Source organism: Pseudomonas sp. S2_H10, assembly GCF_054668285.1.
The window spans coordinates 6533810-6549966 of sequence record NZ_CP162754.1; the positions used below are offsets into that span (position 1 = coordinate 6533810).

Annotated in this window: 18 protein-coding genes; 12 read left to right on the forward strand and 6 right to left on the reverse strand. The window is 62.6% G+C overall.

Annotated features, from left to right (window positions below):
* Positions 1–90: 90 nt before the first annotated feature.
* The 6 genes from AB4O16_RS29645 to AB4O16_RS29670 form a co-directional block, all read right to left on the reverse strand.
* A complete protein-coding gene (locus tag AB4O16_RS29645; protein ID WP_110662661.1) occupies positions 91–756 on the reverse strand; it encodes a response regulator transcription factor in 666 nt (221 codons plus the stop codon).
* A gap of 56 nt (positions 757–812) precedes the next feature.
* The gene (locus AB4O16_RS29650; protein WP_160387810.1) at positions 813–1370 is read right to left on the reverse strand and encodes a PQQ-dependent catabolism-associated CXXCW motif protein; all 558 of its coding nucleotides are present in this window, start codon (positions 1368–1370) and stop codon (positions 813–815) included.
* A gap of 184 nt (positions 1371–1554) precedes the next feature.
* The gene (locus tag AB4O16_RS29655) at positions 1555–2346 is read right to left on the reverse strand and encodes an ABC transporter permease (protein WP_110663034.1); all 792 of its coding nucleotides are present in this window, start codon (positions 2344–2346) and stop codon (positions 1555–1557) included.
* Positions 2343–3074, reverse strand: coding sequence for an ABC transporter ATP-binding protein (locus AB4O16_RS29660; protein ID WP_110663032.1), 732 nt, complete (start codon positions 3072–3074; stop codon positions 2343–2345). Before AB4O16_RS29660 ends, AB4O16_RS29655 begins: the two co-directional genes overlap by 4 nt.
* On the reverse strand, positions 3071–4045 hold the full coding sequence (locus AB4O16_RS29665; RefSeq protein ID WP_460156550.1) for a YVTN family beta-propeller repeat protein: 975 nt from the start codon (positions 4043–4045) through the stop codon (positions 3071–3073). The genes AB4O16_RS29660 and AB4O16_RS29665 overlap by 4 nt, the downstream gene beginning before the upstream one ends.
* Positions 4046–4075: 30 nt before the next feature.
* Complete coding sequence (locus tag AB4O16_RS29670; RefSeq protein WP_160387802.1) at positions 4076–5260, reverse strand: ABC transporter substrate-binding protein; 1185 nt, start codon at positions 5258–5260, stop codon at positions 4076–4078.
* A 157-nt stretch (positions 5261–5417) separates the two neighbouring features.
* On the opposite strand from AB4O16_RS29670, the gene AB4O16_RS29675 reads away from it, so the two are divergent.
* The 12 genes from AB4O16_RS29675 (at position 5418) to pqqE (ending at position 16095) form a co-directional block, all read left to right on the forward strand.
* Entirely contained in the window at positions 5418–5582 is a 165-nt protein-coding gene (locus AB4O16_RS29675) for a hypothetical protein (protein ID WP_178120627.1), read from the forward strand.
* Positions 5583–5638: 56 nt separating this feature from the next.
* Positions 5639–6100, forward strand: a complete 462-nt coding sequence (pedF, locus tag AB4O16_RS29680; RefSeq protein WP_057397446.1) for a cytochrome c-550 PedF — start codon at positions 5639–5641, stop codon at positions 6098–6100.
* Positions 6101–6103: 3 nt separating this feature from the next.
* The gene (locus tag AB4O16_RS29685; protein WP_460156551.1) at positions 6104–6979 is read left to right on the forward strand and encodes a substrate-binding periplasmic protein; all 876 of its coding nucleotides are present in this window, start codon (positions 6104–6106) and stop codon (positions 6977–6979) included.
* A gap of 10 nt (positions 6980–6989) precedes the next feature.
* Positions 6990–7751: a quinoprotein dehydrogenase-associated SoxYZ-like carrier gene (locus AB4O16_RS29690; protein ID WP_460156552.1), complete on the forward strand. Its 762-nt coding sequence runs from the start codon at positions 6990–6992 to the stop codon at positions 7749–7751.
* A gap of 16 nt (positions 7752–7767) precedes the next feature.
* A complete protein-coding gene (locus tag AB4O16_RS29695; protein ID WP_460156553.1) occupies positions 7768–8706 on the forward strand; it encodes a quinoprotein relay system zinc metallohydrolase 1 in 939 nt (312 codons plus the stop codon).
* A gap of 275 nt (positions 8707–8981) precedes the next feature.
* Positions 8982–10757 (forward strand): PQQ-dependent methanol/ethanol family dehydrogenase, encoded by a 1776-nt coding sequence (locus AB4O16_RS29700; RefSeq protein ID WP_110661132.1) that lies wholly within the window; start codon positions 8982–8984, stop codon positions 10755–10757.
* Between the two features lie 259 nt (positions 10758–11016).
* On the forward strand, positions 11017–12537 hold the full coding sequence (gene exaC, locus AB4O16_RS29705) for an acetaldehyde dehydrogenase ExaC (RefSeq protein ID WP_160387800.1): 1521 nt from the start codon (positions 11017–11019) through the stop codon (positions 12535–12537).
* A gap of 258 nt (positions 12538–12795) precedes the next feature.
* On the forward strand, positions 12796–12867 hold the full coding sequence (pqqA, locus tag AB4O16_RS29710; protein ID WP_110660746.1) for a pyrroloquinoline quinone precursor peptide PqqA: 72 nt from the start codon (positions 12796–12798) through the stop codon (positions 12865–12867).
* 55 nt (positions 12868–12922) lie between these two features.
* Positions 12923–13837, forward strand: coding sequence for a pyrroloquinoline quinone biosynthesis protein PqqB (gene pqqB, locus AB4O16_RS29715; RefSeq protein WP_223594742.1), 915 nt, complete (start codon positions 12923–12925; stop codon positions 13835–13837).
* Positions 13838–13953: 116 nt separating this feature from the next.
* Complete coding sequence (gene pqqC / locus AB4O16_RS29720) at positions 13954–14706, forward strand: pyrroloquinoline-quinone synthase PqqC (protein WP_110660743.1); 753 nt, start codon at positions 13954–13956, stop codon at positions 14704–14706.
* On the forward strand, positions 14703–14975 hold the full coding sequence (gene pqqD, locus AB4O16_RS29725) for a pyrroloquinoline quinone biosynthesis peptide chaperone PqqD (protein ID WP_110660742.1): 273 nt from the start codon (positions 14703–14705) through the stop codon (positions 14973–14975). The genes pqqC and pqqD overlap by 4 nt, the downstream gene beginning before the upstream one ends.
* Complete coding sequence (pqqE, locus tag AB4O16_RS29730) at positions 14953–16095, forward strand: pyrroloquinoline quinone biosynthesis protein PqqE (RefSeq protein ID WP_110660741.1); 1143 nt, start codon at positions 14953–14955, stop codon at positions 16093–16095. The genes pqqD and pqqE overlap by 23 nt, the downstream gene beginning before the upstream one ends.
* Positions 16096–16157 lie beyond the last annotated feature (62 nt).

A 16157-nucleotide genomic window follows, 5' to 3' on the forward strand; every position in this document is an offset into this window, starting at 1 on the left:
CCCTTCGCGAGCAAGCCCGCTCCCACAGGTACATCGCTGTCCTTGTGGGAGCGGGCTTGCTCGCGAAAGGGGCGCCGCGGTCTTACTGACTCAACGCCGCAGATAAGACCCGAAATCAATATCCCCGGCACTCAGGATCGCCTGCACCCGGTTGTGCACGTTGAGCTTGCGCAGGATTGCCGAGACGTGGGCCTTGACCGTGGTCTCGGCGATTTCCAGGGTGTAGGCGATCTGCTTGTTCGATTCGCCCTTGGTCATGCGCTCCAGCACCTGCAGTTGCTTGCGGGTCAGGGCCTGGAGCAGTTCGGGCGGGAAACTCGGGGTGTCGTTCATCCGCCGGTGGCTGCTGCTTTTTCCGGTGCGGATGATGTCCGGGGGCAGGTAGACATTGCCATTGAGAATCTGCTGGATGGCATCGGTCATCTGGGTGCGGGGTGACGACTTGGTGATGAAGCCCACTGCACCGTAGGTGATGGCTTGCAGCACGATCTGTTTGTCCTGCTCGGCGGAGACAATCACCACCGGAATGGTCGGCGCTTCGTTACGCAGGTTGATCAGGCCATTGAGCCCGTGCATGCCGGGCATGTTCAGGTCGAGCAGGATCAGGTCCAGGTCATCGTGCTCCTGGGTCAGGGCCAGGGCGCTGTCCAGGTCGGCGGTTTCCATCACTTCGCTGCCGGCAAAACCGTCGCTGATGACGTTGTGGATGGCTTCGCGAAACAGTGGGTGATCGTCGGCAATCAGGATTTTGTACATGGCCTTTCACCTCATTATTTTGATTATGGTGTGGCAACTGCGTGCACGCGTAAAGCTCAGGGAAAGGGTTCGGGCCGGGCTGGCGAAACCGGCAGGTTGGCCGCTTGCCAGGCGTCCAGGCCATCGCGATACCAATACAGAGTCTTATAGCCCATGGTGGCTGCGCGCTTGACCGCATTCCAGCTCAACCAGCAGTCGGAGCGGCAGTAGAAGACCAGCGGTTGTGTCGGGTCGCCGGCGGTCAGCTTTTTCAGGTTGGCGGCGAAATAGTCCTGCCATTGCGGCGTCAGGTCGCCGTCCCCGGTATTGGCCAGCCAATGGCTGCCGGGCAGGTTTTCATGGGGCTGGTCTTCGATGAATTGCCCTTGCAGCCACTGCCGGCGGTAGACGTCAATCAGCACCGGGCGCGGGGTTTGGCCGAGCAGGGTTTGCAGGGCGGGGGTGTCGATGAGGGTTGCGCCTTGCAGTTGTTCCGGCGTCGGGCTGCGGTACAGGCCGATGCGATAGCCGTCGGTGGAGAACAGCGCAGTGTCGGCCTGCGCGGTGCTCAGCAGCAGGCTCAGCGACAGGACGGCGAGAGCAGGGCGCAACAGGCAACGTCGGGCACGTGGCATGGGTTCAGTCCTTATAGTTATGGACCTATTACATGCCAGTCGGGGGGCGTTGGGAATGCGACGATAGACAGGTAGAACCAGTACTAAAGTAGGAGCCGGCTTGCTGGCGATCCAGGCGACGCGGTGAAATTGATACACCGCGTCGTCTGGATCGCCAGCAAGCCGGCTCCTACAGAGGGGGGTGTCAGCTGGATTTGCGCAGGGCCGCATGCTGCGGGTTGAACGTCAGTACGGCGAGCAGCGCAAACAGCAGCGTCAGCCCCGAGCACACCGCCAGCGCCAGCGGATTGAAGCGTTCATACAGGGCAAAACGCACCAGCTCCACCGCATGGGTGAACGGATTCAGTGCGCATAGCCAATACAGCCACTCACTGGCCTCGCGCATCTTCCACAGCGGATACAGCGCCGACGACAGGAAAAACAGCGGGAAGATCACGAAATTCATTACCCCGGCGAAGTTCTCCAGCTGGCGGATCGCGTTCGACAGCAACAGGCCCAGTGCGCTGAGCATCAACGCCACCAGCAGCAGGGCCGGCAACGCCAGCAACAAGCCCATGGCCGGTGGCCGCACGCCGTAGACCCAGGCAATCGCCAGGAACGCATACACCTGCAACAGCGAAATCAGCGAGGTGGCCAACAGTTTGCTGCACAGCAGAAAGGTTCGGGGCAGGGGGCTGGTCAGCAACACGCGCATGCTGCCCATCTCGCGGTCGTAGACCATCGACAGTGACCCCTGCATGCCATTGAACAGCAGGATCATGCAGGCCAACCCGGGAATGATGTAGACCTCATAGGGGATGTAGGTGTCGTAGGGCTCGATGATCGCGATTCCCAGCGCTGCGCGAAAACCCGCGGCGAACACCAGCAGCCACAGCAGCGGCCGCACCAGGGCGCTGAGAAATCGCGTGCGTTGCAGCACAAAGCGCAGCCATTCGCGCAGCACGATACCGCTGAAGCATTGCCAGTAAGCGTTCATTGGGCAGCTCCTGATGTTGTCAGGCGGGTGAAGGCCGAACCGAGGTCACCGCCGTGTTCCAGGCTCAGGGCATCGGCCTGTCCGCTGGCTACCAGCCGGCCCTGATGCAGGATCAGCAAGTCATCGCTGGGCTGTACTTCATCGAGCAGGTGGGTGGTCCAGAGCACGCTGATGCGTTCCTCGCGACACAGGCTGCGGATGTGCTGGTTGAGCGCCAGGCGGCTCGCCGGGTCGAGGCCGACACTGGCTTCATCGAGCAGCAACAGACGCGGTTGATGCAACAGGGCGCGGGCAATTTCCACCCGGCGACGATGGCCGCCATTGAGTTCACGCACCCGTTCGCGGCGGCGTTCGGTCAGGGTCTGGCGGGCCAGTTCAGCGTCGACCCGAAGGTCGGTCTCACGCCGGGACAAGCCATGCAATGCCGCGTGATAACGCAGGTTCTGCTCGACGCTGAGGTCCAGGTCCAGGGTGCTTTGCTGGAACACCACGCCCAGTTGCCTGAGTGCCGGGCGTGGCGCGCTGCGCAATGAACAGCCACCGATGCGGATCTCGCCGTGCTGCAGATCATAGAGCCGGGTCAGCAGGGCAATCAGGGTCGACTTGCCCGCGCCGTTGGGTCCCAGCAGCGCGGCGAAGCGCCCGGGTTCCAGGCTGAAACTCACCTTGCGCAAGGCCTCTCGGGCACCGTAGGCAAAGCTCAGGTCGCTGACTTCAAGGGCGTTCATGGCGTCACCACCACGCCCCAGGGATAGCGCCCGACCTTCACCGATTTGCTCACCTTGAGGCTGTCGACATCGATCACCGAGACATCGCCGCTGACGCCGTTGGTGGCCAGCAGTTGTTTCTGATCCGGGGTGAACGCCATCTGCCAGACCCGTCGACCCACCAGCAGGTAATCGAGAATCTCGAAGGTCCCGGCATCGATCACCGCCACATGATTGGCCGGGCCCAGTGCGACAAAACCGTATTTGCCATCGGCGCTGAGCTTGATGCCGACCGGCTGGACCTTGTCCGGGTGCACGCCCTTGATCTGGAAGTTCAGGGTCTTGAGCACGGTGCGACTGGCTACATCGAGAATGGTCACGGTGCCGCCGATTTCCGCCGAGGCCCAGAGCTGGGCGCCATCGGGGGAGAACTCGACGAAGCGCGGGCGCTGGTCCACCAGGGTGCTGTCGGCCAGGGTCTGGGTGCTGGTGTCGATCCAGTGCAGCATGTTGGTGGTTTCGCTGGTGTTGACCGCCCACTTGCCGTCAGGACTGACGGCCATGCCTTCGGGTTCGACACCGACGTTGATCTGGCCGAGCACCTTGGAGGTCTCGGTGTCGATCACGGTGACCAGCGCATCGTCTTCGTTGGAGACGTACAACCAGCGATTGTTCGGGTGCAGGGCGAATTGTTCAGGGTCTTTGCCCGACGGCAATTCCTTGATGATCTTGCGCGTGGCCACGTCCATCACCTGGACCCGGTCCGAGTCACTGGCGCAGATGTACAGCAGCTTGTTGTCATGGGACAGCAGCAGGCCTCGGGGGCGCTGGCCGACGGGCAGGGTGTCGGTGACTTGCAGGGTCTGCAGGTCGATCAGGCTCAGGCTGTTGTCCTTTTCGTTGGAGACCCAGGCTGTGCTGGCAACGGCATGGCCTGCGGCGAGCAGCATGGCCCAAGAAAGTAGGGAGCGGCAGAGCAGGGTGCGGCGCATGGCGGACTCCTTGTTGTTGTGATTATCGGATCAGGGAAAGCGGCAGCTGACCTCGGGTTTGTCGTAGCCCAGGCTGTCCATCTCGTTGAACGGGTGCAGAAAGCCATCCTGGGGTGAGGTGCTGACCAGCGCTCGCGGCTGGACGATGGGAATCGGCTGGCGCAACTGACCGTTCCACGGCCGGTAGCTGAGCTTGCGGCCCTTGAAGCCATCGAGTGGCAACTGGTCGCTGATTTCCAGCGTACGGATCGCCATCGGCTCGGCCTGGCGCAGTTTGCTCACGGCGCTGGCGATACTGCGCACGGCCATCCACGCGGCGAAATCGCGGTCATTCATCCAGCGCCCGGTCAGGGCTTCGAAACGTTTTTGCAGCTGCGCGGCGCCATAAGTTTCCACGGTCTTGTGCCAGCCTACCGGGGTCAGGCCCTGGGTGCCGGCGACCGGGCGCGGGTACCAGGTCTGGTAGGGCACGTATTCACCGAAGTCGCCGCGTTCATCGGCCACCAGCACCACGTCGTACTCGGCGGTCTGGGTGAACAGCGGCATATCCGCCTGGGCGCTGCGGCGTTGGTCGTTATCGAAGCTCCAGGGTTTTTCCGCCACCAGTTGCAAGCCAAAGCGCTTGGCCCCGCGGCGCAGGGCGGCGGCATAGGCTTGATCGTCCGGCGTCGGGCCGACAATCAGCAGTGCCCGCTGCCATTTGCGCAGCACCAGAAACTGCGCCAGGGCATCGGCGAGCATCGCCCGGCTCGGCAAGGTGTGCAGCACGTTGGGCAGGCAATCGGTGGTGCGCAGGCTGTCATCGGGGCTACCGGCGTTGAACAGCAAACTGTCGGGCAGTGCTGCACTCAATTGGCGCAGGCTGGTCGCGGGGGCATTCACCACAAACAGGCGCAGGCCTTGTTCATGCTGCACCTTTGCCGCTTCGAGCAAGGCCTCGGGGCTGTCGACACTGGCGCTGACCAGGCTGTAGCCGTGGTTGAGAAAACGCCCGGTGCTGTTGCTGTCGGTGATCGCCAGTTCGGCGCCGCGCAATCCGGCATCGGTGGGCTCGGGGATGACGTTCGACAGCAGCGGCCCGGGGTCGGGGCGATAACCCAGGTAGCCGATCCGCACCTGCAAGGGCGCATCGGCGGCCTGGCTCTGGGTGGCCAGGCCGGCGGCGCAGGCAATTGCCAGCAGGTAGATCAGGGCGTAAGGGGCAAGCTGGCGCATAAGGCTCTCCATTACAGGTAGCGCCAGCATAGGAAGGCTGTGGTGCAGTGAAAATATGCAGAAAGTACCGAAGGGCCAGTACCAAGGTAGTAGACCGCCACGCGCGGCGCGGTTCTAGCATGGGCAACCACGGCCTTTGATCTGGAGGGGATTGACCATGCGTATCGTCAAAGCACTGCTCCTGCCATTTCTGCTGATCCTGACCCTGATCGGCGTCGACCGGCTCCACGGCCCGCGTCCCGTGTCCACCGATAGCCTTACGACCAAGGGAGGAGGCGGCGACCACCAAAGCAGCATGGGGTCTGGGCGCAGGGCTTTCTAAGATGGCTGCCATAGCCTCTGCCAAGAGGTTTTGCGTGCAATCCAGAGGGCATAACAATGACAACAAAACGCAACGCCTTGCTCGTGACCGGGCTATTGGCCAGTTTGATCAGTGCAGGTTCCGTCTGGGCCCACGGCAACGTGGTGCCACAGGCCGTCGCCACCCCGGGGCTGACCCCGATCAAGGACGCCGGTGTGCAACTCGATGCCGATGGCTGGGCCGCGGTGAACCCGTATCGCACCGCTGCGGAACACGACAAGGCAGTGGAAATCGGTGCCTCGGCCTACACCCAGAACTGCGCGGCCTGTCATGGCCTGGAAGCCAAGTCCGGCGGCATCGCCCCCGACTTGCGCATGCTCGATGTCGGTGAGTCGGGCGATGAGTGGTTCGCCGAGCGGGTGCGCCATGGCGCGGTGCGCGACGGTCGGGTGTACATGCCGAAGATGGCCGACTACCTGAGCCAGGAAGCCCTGTGGGCGGTGCGCACTTATCTGGATACTGTGCACGTCGAGGAGTGACCCATGCGCCTGCTCGCGGTGTTGATCAGCGCTCTGTGGCTGTGCTGCCAGGCGGCGCAGGCGCAGGTTCGCAACTACGACGAAATGATCGCCGCCGGGGAGCTGAAGGTGGCGGTCTACAAGGACTTCGCGCCCTACAGTTTTGAACGCGCCGGCAAACCCCAGGGTGTCGATGTCGAACTCGCCGAGGCCCTGGCCAAGGCGCTCGGCGTGCGCCTGACGCTGATCTGGGCACCGGCGGGAGAAAAGCTCGATGACGACCTGCGCGATTACATCTGGCGTGCCAGTGCCTTGCACAACCAGCAACTGGCCGACCTGATGATGCGCGTGCCCTACGACCGTGACTACGCGCAGAAGCGTAACGAACTCGGCGAACTGGAAAATGGCCACGTGGTGATGTTCGGTCCGTACCAGAACGAGCAATGGCAGGTGGCCTATGACCGCCGGCGGCTGGACAAGGTCGCCAGCGTCGCGGTGTTCGAGCAGCACCCGATTGGTGTCGAAGTCGACAGCGTGCCGTCGTTCTACCTGACCTCGGTGTTCAACGGCATGCTCGCTGGCAAGACCCATCACTATCCGGGCGTACCCCAGGCGTTTGCCGCGATGAAGGCCGGTGAGGTCGACGCGGTGATGGCCATGCGCGGTGAAATCGACTGGCAGGTCCATGAAGCGGCCGACCCGCAAGTGGCACTGGCAGAAAATGCCTACCCGAACATGGGCAAGCAGCTCTGGGAAATCGGCATGGCGGTGCACGAAAGCAACCGTCAACTGGCCTATGCCGTGGAGGAGGCGCTGGAAGCGCTGATCCGCGAGGGCGCGGTGAAGACCATCTACGGCCATTACGGCCTGCAATACGACGTGCCCGAGATGTATCAATAAGGAGCAGGCGATGAAATGGCGAGGGAGTTGTCTGTTGGCTTGCTGGTTAAGCCTGGCGGCACAGGCTGGCGCTATCGATCCCGGTAAAGACCCGGTGCCATCGGTGATGTGGGCCTTCTATCACCAGCAGTTCCTGGGCAATGCGCCGTTCGTTTTCGATGAGCGGGTCAAGCTGCTGGCGCCGCCGTTTGCCGAAGATGCCCGGCAGGTGCCGCTGGAAATCGACGCCCGGGCGTTCAAGGGCGAGGTGGTGAAAATCCTCGCCTGGGCAGAACTTAACCCTTTGCCGAAAATCGTCGACTTCCAGCCGCTGAATTCGGTTTTGCCCTGGCTGTCGTTGCGCATTCGCATCGAACAGGCCACGCCCTTGCGCGCGGCGGTGTTGACCCGTGACGGGTTGTGGCATGTCGGCTCGACCCTGATTGACGCAGCGGGTGGCGGCTGCACTGCACCGAGCGTGGTGCGCACGCAACCAGGCTGGGAGGAGCACATTGGCGAAGTGCTCGGCGGGCGCTATCCCCGGGACGAATTCAGCCGTTTGCGATTGCAGGTGGCCCATCCCATGGACAACGGCATGGTCAGCGGCATTCCGGAATTTTTCATCAACCATGCCGAGCTGCGCGACCACAACGAGCAAGTGCTGGCCCGGCTGGAGCTGTTTCCCGCGGTCAGCGAAAACCCCAACCTGGCCTTCGACATCGAAGGGGCAGGGCAAACGCGCCTGCTGCTACGGGACAACAGCGGCAATGAGTTCGATGCGTCGATCCCCTGACCCCAAGGAGCGTGGCATGCGCTGGATCCTGTTGATGGTGCTGAGCGTCAGTGTGCCGGTCCTGGCCGATCTCGAATATTCACTCAAGCCCCGGCAGATCGCCCAGGACACCTGGCTGCTGGAAGGCAGCACCGATAATTTCGCCAAGGCCAACGGCGGCAACATCGTCAACACCGCATTTATCGTCACTGAGCGCGGTGTGGTGGTGATCGACACCGGGCCGTCCCGGCGTTACGGCGAAGCGATGCGCAAGGCCATTGCCGCCACCACCGACAAGCCGGTGATCGAGGTCTTGCTGACCCATCACCACCCGGACCATGTGCTGGGCAATCAAGCCTTCAGCGACGTGCCGATCGGCGCCCTGGCCGGCACTACCGAACTGTTGCATCAGCAAGGCGATGCCATGGCCGAGAATATGTACCGCATGGTCGGCGACTGGATGCGTGGCACCGAAGTGGTGTTGCCGACCCAGGCGTTGGTACCCGGGGTGAAAAGTTTTGGGAATCACGATCTGCGTCTGCTGAGCCTGGGTGGGCATACGGGCGCGGATCTGGCTATTCTCGACCAGCAAACCGGCGTGTTGTTTGCCGGGGACCTGGTGTTTTATCAACGGGCGCTGACCACGCCCAACAGTCCAGGGCTGGCGGTGTGGCTGGCGGACATCGCGACCCTGCAAGGCTTGCCCTGGACGCAGGTCGTGCCGGGCCATGGACCGGTGTCGAGCGATCCACAACCGTTCGAGCAGATGCGCGATTACCTGACCTGGCTCGATCAGCTGATGCGCGACGGCGCCGCCAGTGGCAGCGACATGGCCGAGATGATCCGCAGCCCCATCCCTGAACGCTTCGCCGGGATCAACCTGAGCCGCTATGAACTGATCCGCAGCGTCAGCCATCTGTACCCGCGTTACGAGCGTGAGCGGATGACGCGGGTGGATTCCCCCACAAAAAACTGACCCACCCCGATCTAATGTGGGAGCGGGCTTGCTCGCGAAGAGGCCGGCACATTCAACATCGATGTCGCCTGACATTCCGTCTTCGCGAGCAAGCCCGCTCCCACAAGGGATCTATGCCGGGCCCAAAATCCGCTGCTCATCTCCTCCCACCCTGTACCAAGGAACTAGCAATCTCCTCATTGCGGGCAATTGTTGCCAGGGCGGCGGCGCTCAAGAATCTGCACCAGACCGGGAAAATTTTCCGGAAATAACAAAAATCCGCAGAGGAAGCCGTCATGACCCAACCCGCACGTCGCCAGCCCTTCGTCTTGAGCCTGCTGCTCAGTGCCATGCTGTTGTCCGGCCAGGCATTGGCCGGGGTTTCCGACCAGGACATTCTCCAGGACCCGAAGAACCCGGAACAGGTCGTGACCAATGGCCTCGGCGTCCAGGGTCAGCGCTACAGCCCGCTGGATATTCTCAACGTCGACAACGTCAAGGAGCTGCGCCCGGCGTGGGCGTTTTCCTTCGGCGGTGAAAAACAGCGTGGCCAGCAAGCGCAGCCGATGGTCAAGGACGGCGTGATGTACATGACCGGTTCCTACTCCCGGGTGTTCGCCGTGGATGCGCGCACTGGCAAGAAACTCTGGCAATACGATGCACGCCTGCCCGATGACATCCGCCCTTGCTGCGACGTGATCAACCGTGGCGTCGCTCTGTATGGCGACCTGGTGATTTTCGGCACCCTCGACGCCAAGCTCGTGGCGCTGAACAAAGACACCGGCAAGGTGGTGTGGAGCAAGAAAGTCGCCGACCACAAGGAAGGCTACTCGATCAGCGCCGCGCCGCTGGTGATCAACGGCAAGCTGATTACCGGCGTGGCCGGTGGCGAGTTCGGCGTGGTGGGCAAGATCGAGGCCTACGACCCGAAAAACGGTGATCTGCTGTGGACCCGGCCGACGGTCGAAGGCCATATGGGCTACGTCTACAAGGACGGCAAAGCGGTAGAGAACGGCATCTCCGGCGGCGAAGCGGGCAAGACCTGGCCAGGTGATCTGTGGAAAACCGGCGGCGCGGCCCCTTGGCTGGGCGGCTATTACGATCCGGAAACCAACCTGCTGCTGTTCGGTACCGGCAACCCGGCGCCGTGGAACTCGCACCTGCGCCCTGGCGACAACCTGTACTCGTCGTCGCGCCTGGCGCTCAACCCGGACGACGGCACCATCAAGTGGCACTTCCAGAGCACGCCCCACGACGGTTGGGACTACGACGGCGTGAACGAGCTGGTGTCGTTCAACTACAGCGAAGGCGGCAAGGAGATCAAGGCGGCGGCCACTGCCGACCGTAACGGTTTCTTCTACGTGCTGGATCGCACCAACGGCAAATTCATCCGTGGCTTCCCGTTCGTGGACAAGATCACCTGGGCCACCGGCCTGGATAAGAACGGCCGGCCGATCTACAACGAGGCCAGCCGTCCCGGCGCCCCGGGCTCCGAAGTCAAGGGCAGTTCGGTGTTTGTCGCGCCGGCGTTCCTCGGCGCGAAAAACTGGATGCCGATGGCTTACAACCAGGACACCGGGCTGTTCTATGTGCCGTCCAACGAATGGGGCATGGACATCTGGAACGAAGGCATCGCCTACAAGAAAGGCGCGGCATTCCTCGGCGCCGGCTTCACCATCAAGCCGTTGAACGAAGACTACATCGGCGTGCTGCGGGCCATCGATCCGAAAACCGGCAAGGAAGTCTGGCGCCACAAGAACTACGCGCCGCTGTGGGGCGGGGTGCTGACCACCAAGGGCAACCTGGTGTTCACCGGCACGCCAGAAGGCTTCCTGCAGGCCTTCAACGCCAAGACCGGCGAAAAGGTCTGGGAATTCCAGACCGGCTCCGGCGTGCTCGGCTCGCCCATCACCTGGGAAATGGACGGCGAACAGTACGTCTCGGTGCTCTCCGGCTGGGGCGGTGCGGTACCGCTGTGGGGCGGTGAAGTGGCCAAGCGCATCAAGGACTTCAACCAGGGCGGCATGCTCTGGACCTTCAAGCTGCCTAAGGACCTTGTCGCTAAGCACTGATCCCGACTCCACCGCATAACCCCTGTAGGAGCGAGCCTGCTCGCGATGGTCGTCAACGATAACGCTGGAAACCTGATACCCCGTGGCGTTCTCGGGCTCATCGCGAGCAAGCTCGCTCCTACAGTGATCAGTGTGAAATCTACGACCAAATAACGAGAGCCCCTCCTGCCAACGATGCATTCGTCTGGCACGCGGGGCTCTCTAGTATCGGCTCATCGCCTGTCAGTACGACAGGCATCGACCCAGACAGAGGCCCACCATGATCTACGCACAACCCGGAACCCCAGGCGCCCTCATTACCTTCAAGCCGCGCTACGGCAACTTCATCGGTGGCGAGTTCGTCGCTCCGATCAATGGCGAGTACTTCACCAACACCTCGCCGGTCAACGGTGAAGTGATCGCCGAATTCCCGCGCTCCAGCGCCGCCGACATCGACAAGGCCCTGGACGCCGCCCATGCCGCAGCGGATGCCTGGGGCAAGACCTCGGCCCAGGACCGCTCCCTGGTGCTGCTGAAAATCGCCGATCGCATCGAGCAGAACCTTGAAGTGCTGGCCGTCACCGAAACCTGGGACAACGGCAAGGCCGTGCGCGAAACCCTGAACGCCGACGTGCCGCTGGCCGCCGACCACTTCCGTTACTTCGCTGGCTGCATCCGCGCCCAGGAAGGCGGGGCTGCCGAGATCAACGAGCTGACCACGGCCTATCACTTCCATGAGCCCCTGGGTGTGGTCGGGCAGATCATTCCGTGGAACTTCCCGCTGCTGATGGCCGCCTGGAAACTCGCCCCGGCCCTGGCCGCCGGCAACTGCATCGTACTCAAGCCTGCCGAGCAAACGCCGCTGTCGATCATGGTCTTCGCCGAGCTCATCGCCGACCTGCTGCCGGCGGGCGTGCTGAACATCGTCCAGGGTTTCGGTCGCGAAGCCGGCGAGGCCCTGGCCACCAGCAAACGCATCGCCAAGATCGCCTTCACCGGCTCGACCCCGGTGGGCGCGCACATCATGCATTGCGCCGCCGAGAACATCATCCCGAGCACCGTCGAACTGGGCGGCAAATCGCCGAACATCTTCTTCGAAGACATCATGAACGCTGAACCGGCGTTCATCGAAAAAGCCGCCGAAGGCCTGGTGCTGGCGTTCTTCAACCAGGGCGAAGTCTGCACCTGTCCGTCCCGGGCGCTGGTGCAGGAGTCGATCTATGAGCCGTTCATGGCCGAGGTGATGAAGAAGATCGTCAAGATCAAGCGCGGCAATCCGCTGGACACCGAGACCATGGTCGGCGCCCAGGCGTCCGAGCAGCAATACGACAAGATCCTCTCGTACCTGACCATTGCCCAGGAGGAGGGCGCCGAGCTGCTCACCGGCGGTGCGGCTGAACGTCTGGAAGGCGACCTGTCCAGCGGCTATTACATCCAGCCGACCCTGCTCAAGGGCCACAACAAGATGCGCGTGTTCCAGGAAGAAATCTTCGGCCCGGTGGTGGGTATCACCACCTTCAAGGACGAAGCGGAAGCCCTGGCGATTGCCAACGACAGCGAGTTCGGCCTCGGCGCCGGTCTGTGGACCCGCGACATCAACCGCGCCTACCGCATGGGCCGGGCGATCAAGGCCGGGCGCGTGTGGACCAACTGCTACCACCTGTACCCGGCGCATGCGGCGTTTGGTGGCTACAAGAAGTCCGGAGTCGGTCGGGAAAACCACAAGATGATGCTCGATCACTACCAGCAGACCAAAAACCTGCTGGTGAGCTACGACATCAATCCGCTGGGGTTCTTCTGATTCCTTAAACACGCCGCATAACCTGTGGGAGCGGGCTTGCTCGCGAATGCGGAGTGTCATTCAGCAGAGATGTTGACTGGCACACCGCCTTCGCGAGCAAGCCCGCTCCCACATGGGGTTTGTGTGATGCCAATGACCATGCAACACCCCCTACCAAATCACCCCGCAAACTCCTTCGAAAGTAGCATTCGGGCGCTCATCGCCCCGTGCATTAATGGCTCTACCGGAATCACCCGGGCACAAGAAGAGGAATGACCCATGTGGACTAAACCCGCGTTTATCGATCTGCGCATTGGCTTCGAAGTGACGATGTATTTCGCCAACCGTTGATTGATCACCCGGCCAGCGGATACGTTGGCCGGGCCTGCCTTCTGGAGCATCCGCCATGCACATCCGCGTTCTCGGTTCCGCCGCTGGCGGTGGATTCCCTCAGTGGAATTGCAACTGCCGCCAGTGCGCCGGTGCGCGCAATGGCAACGTGCGGGCACAGCGCCGTACGCAGTCGTCGATTGCCCTGAGTGACGACGGTGTGGAGTGGGTGCTGTGCAATGCGTCACCGGACATTCGCGCGCAACTCGAGAGTTTTGCGCCACTGCAACCGGCGCGGCGCCTGCGTGACAGCGCCATCGCCGGCATCGTGCTGCTGGACAGCCAGATTGACCATTGCACCGGTTTGCTCAGCCTGCGTGAAGGTTGCCCGCATGCGGTGTGGTGCACCGAGCGCGTGCACCAGGACCTGAGCAGCGGTTTCCCGTTGTTCAACATGCTGGAGCACTGGAACGGCGGGTTGCAATGGCAACCGGTCGGTCTCGATCGCCAGCCGTTCAGCATCCCGGCCTGCGGGCATTTGCAATTTCGAGCGATACCCCTGGTGAGCAACGCGCCACCGTATTCGCCCAATCGCGGCAATCCGCAACCGGGCGACACCATTGGCCTGTTCATTGAAGACCTGCGCAACGGCGCCTCGCTGTTCTATGCGCCGGGCCTTGGCCGAATCGACGGCGAAGTACTGGGCTGGATGCAGCGTGCCGATTGCCTGCTGCTGGACGGCACCCTGTGGCGCGACGACGAGATGCGCATCTGCGAAGTCGGCCAGAGCCTGGGCAGCGAAATGGGGCACCTCCCACAAAGCGGCCCCGACGGGATGCTTGAAGTGCTGGAGGGTTTCAACCGCCAGCGCAAGGTGCTGATCCACATCAACAACACCAATCCGATCCTCGATGAAGACTCGGCCGAGCGGGCGCTGCTGGAGCGGCGGGGTATTGAAGTGGCTTATGACGGCATGAGTATTGAGCTGTAGCGGCTGACCCCTTCGCGAGCAAGCCCGCTCCGACAGGAAACTGCATTCCAAATGTGGGAGCGGGCTTGCTCGCGAAGAGGCCAGTACAGGCACCGCAGAAGTTCCCGGAGAACAAAATGACTGACACCCCCATGTCCCCCACAGAATTCGAAGCCGCCCTGCGCGCCAAGGGCGCCTACTACCACATCCACCACCCCTTCCACCAAGCCATGTACGCCGGCCGCGCCAGCCGCGAGCAGATCCAGGGCTGGGTCGCCAATCGCTTCTACTATCAGGTCAACATCCCCCTGAAAGACGCCGCGATTCTCGCCAACTGTCCGGACCGCGACGTGCGCCGCGAATGGCTGCAACGGATTCTCGACCACGACGGCATCCCCGGCAGCGAGGGCGGCATCGAGGCCTGGCTGCGCCTGGGCGAAGCGGTGGGGCTGGATCGCGAGCAGATTCTGTCCCAGGAACTGGTGCTGCCCGGCGTGCGATTTGCCGTGGACGCCTACGTCAATTTCGCTCGTCGCGCCTGCTGGCAAGAAGCGGCCAGCAGTTCGCTGACCGAGCTCTTTGCGCCACAGATCCATCAGTCGCGACTCGACGCCTGGCCGACCCATTACCCGTGGATCGACGTCGCCGGCTACGACTATTTCCGCACGCGCCTGAGCCAGGCGCGGCGCGATGTCGAGCACGGCTTGCGCATAACCCTGGCGCACTACGTGACGGCCGAGGGGCAACAACGCATGCTGGAGATTCTGCAATTCAAGCTCGACGTGCTGTGGAGCATGCTCGATGCCATGAGCATGGCCTATGAGCTCGAACGCCCGCCGTATCACACGGTCACCGGCGACAACGTCTGGCACCGGGGGATCGCCCTGTGAGCCTGATCGATCGCCAGCAGTCACCGGCCTTGCGCCGCGGTTTTCGTCTGCAATGGGAGCCGCGCCAGGACTGCCACGTGCTGCTGTACCCCGAAGGCATGATCAAGCTCAACGCCAGTGCCGGACAGATTCTCGGCCTGGTGGATGGCCAGCGCAGCGTGGCGGCGATCATTGATCGATTGAGCGCCAGTTTCCCCGGGGTACCCGGGATCGACGAAGACGTGCTGGCGTTTCTGGAGGTGGCCCATGCGCAATTCTGGATCGAGTGAGACGTTGCCCGGACCGCCGTTGTGGCTGCTCGCCGAGCTGACCTACCGCTGTCCGCTGCAGTGCCCGTATTGCTCCAATCCACTGGATTTTGCCCGGCAGGGCGAGGAACTGGGCACGCAAGAATGGATTCGCGTATTCCGCGAAGCGCGGGACATGGGGGCCGCGCAACTGGGGTTTTCCGGTGGCGAGCCATTGGTGCGCCAGGACCTCGCCGAACTGATCAAGGCCGCCCGGGACATGGGCTACTACACCAACCTGATCACCTCCGGCATCGGCCTGACCGAGCAGAAGGTGCGCGACTTCAAGGTGGCCGGGCTGGACCATATCCAGATCAGCTTCCAGGCCGCCGACGAAGCGGTGAACAACATGCTCGCCGGTTCGCGCAAGGCCTTTGCCCAGAAACTCGCCATGGCCCGGGCGGTGAAAGCCCAGGGCTATCCGATGGTGCTGAACTTCGTCACCCATCGGCACAACATCGACCGGATCGCGCAGATCATCGAGCTGTGCCTGGAATTGGAGGCGGACTTTGTCGAGCTGGCCACCTGCCAATTCTATGGCTGGGCCGAACTCAACCGCGTCGGCCTGTTGCCCACTCGTGAGCAATTGCAGCGTGCCGAGCGCATCACCAATGAATACCGCGAGCGCCTTGAAGCCCAGGGCCACCCGTGCAAACTGATCTTCGTCACCCCGGACTACTACGAAGAGCGTCCCAAGACCTGCATGAACGGCTGGGCCAACCTGTTTCTCGACATCACCCCCGACGGCACGGCCTTGCCTTGCCACAGCGCCCGGCAGTTGCCGGTGCAATTTCCCAACGTGCGCGAGCACAGCCTCTCGCACATCTGGAACGACTCGTTCGGCTTCAATCGCTTTCGCGGCGATGACTGGATGAAGGAGCCGTGCCGCTCCTGCGATGAAAAGCACAAGGACCTGGGGGGATGTCGCTGCCAGGCTTTCATGCTGACCGGCGATGCCAGCAATGCCGACCCGGTGTGCAGCAAGTCGCCCCACCATGGGGTGATCCTCAAGGCCCGTGAAGAAGCTGAGGCTCCGGGGTTGGGGATGGAGCATCTGACGTTGCGTAACGCGAAGGCTTCGCAGCTGATCTATCGCGGATAAGCCTGGCGGCACAGATCTCCTGTGGGAGCGGGCTTGCTCGCGAAGGCGGAGTGTCAGTCACC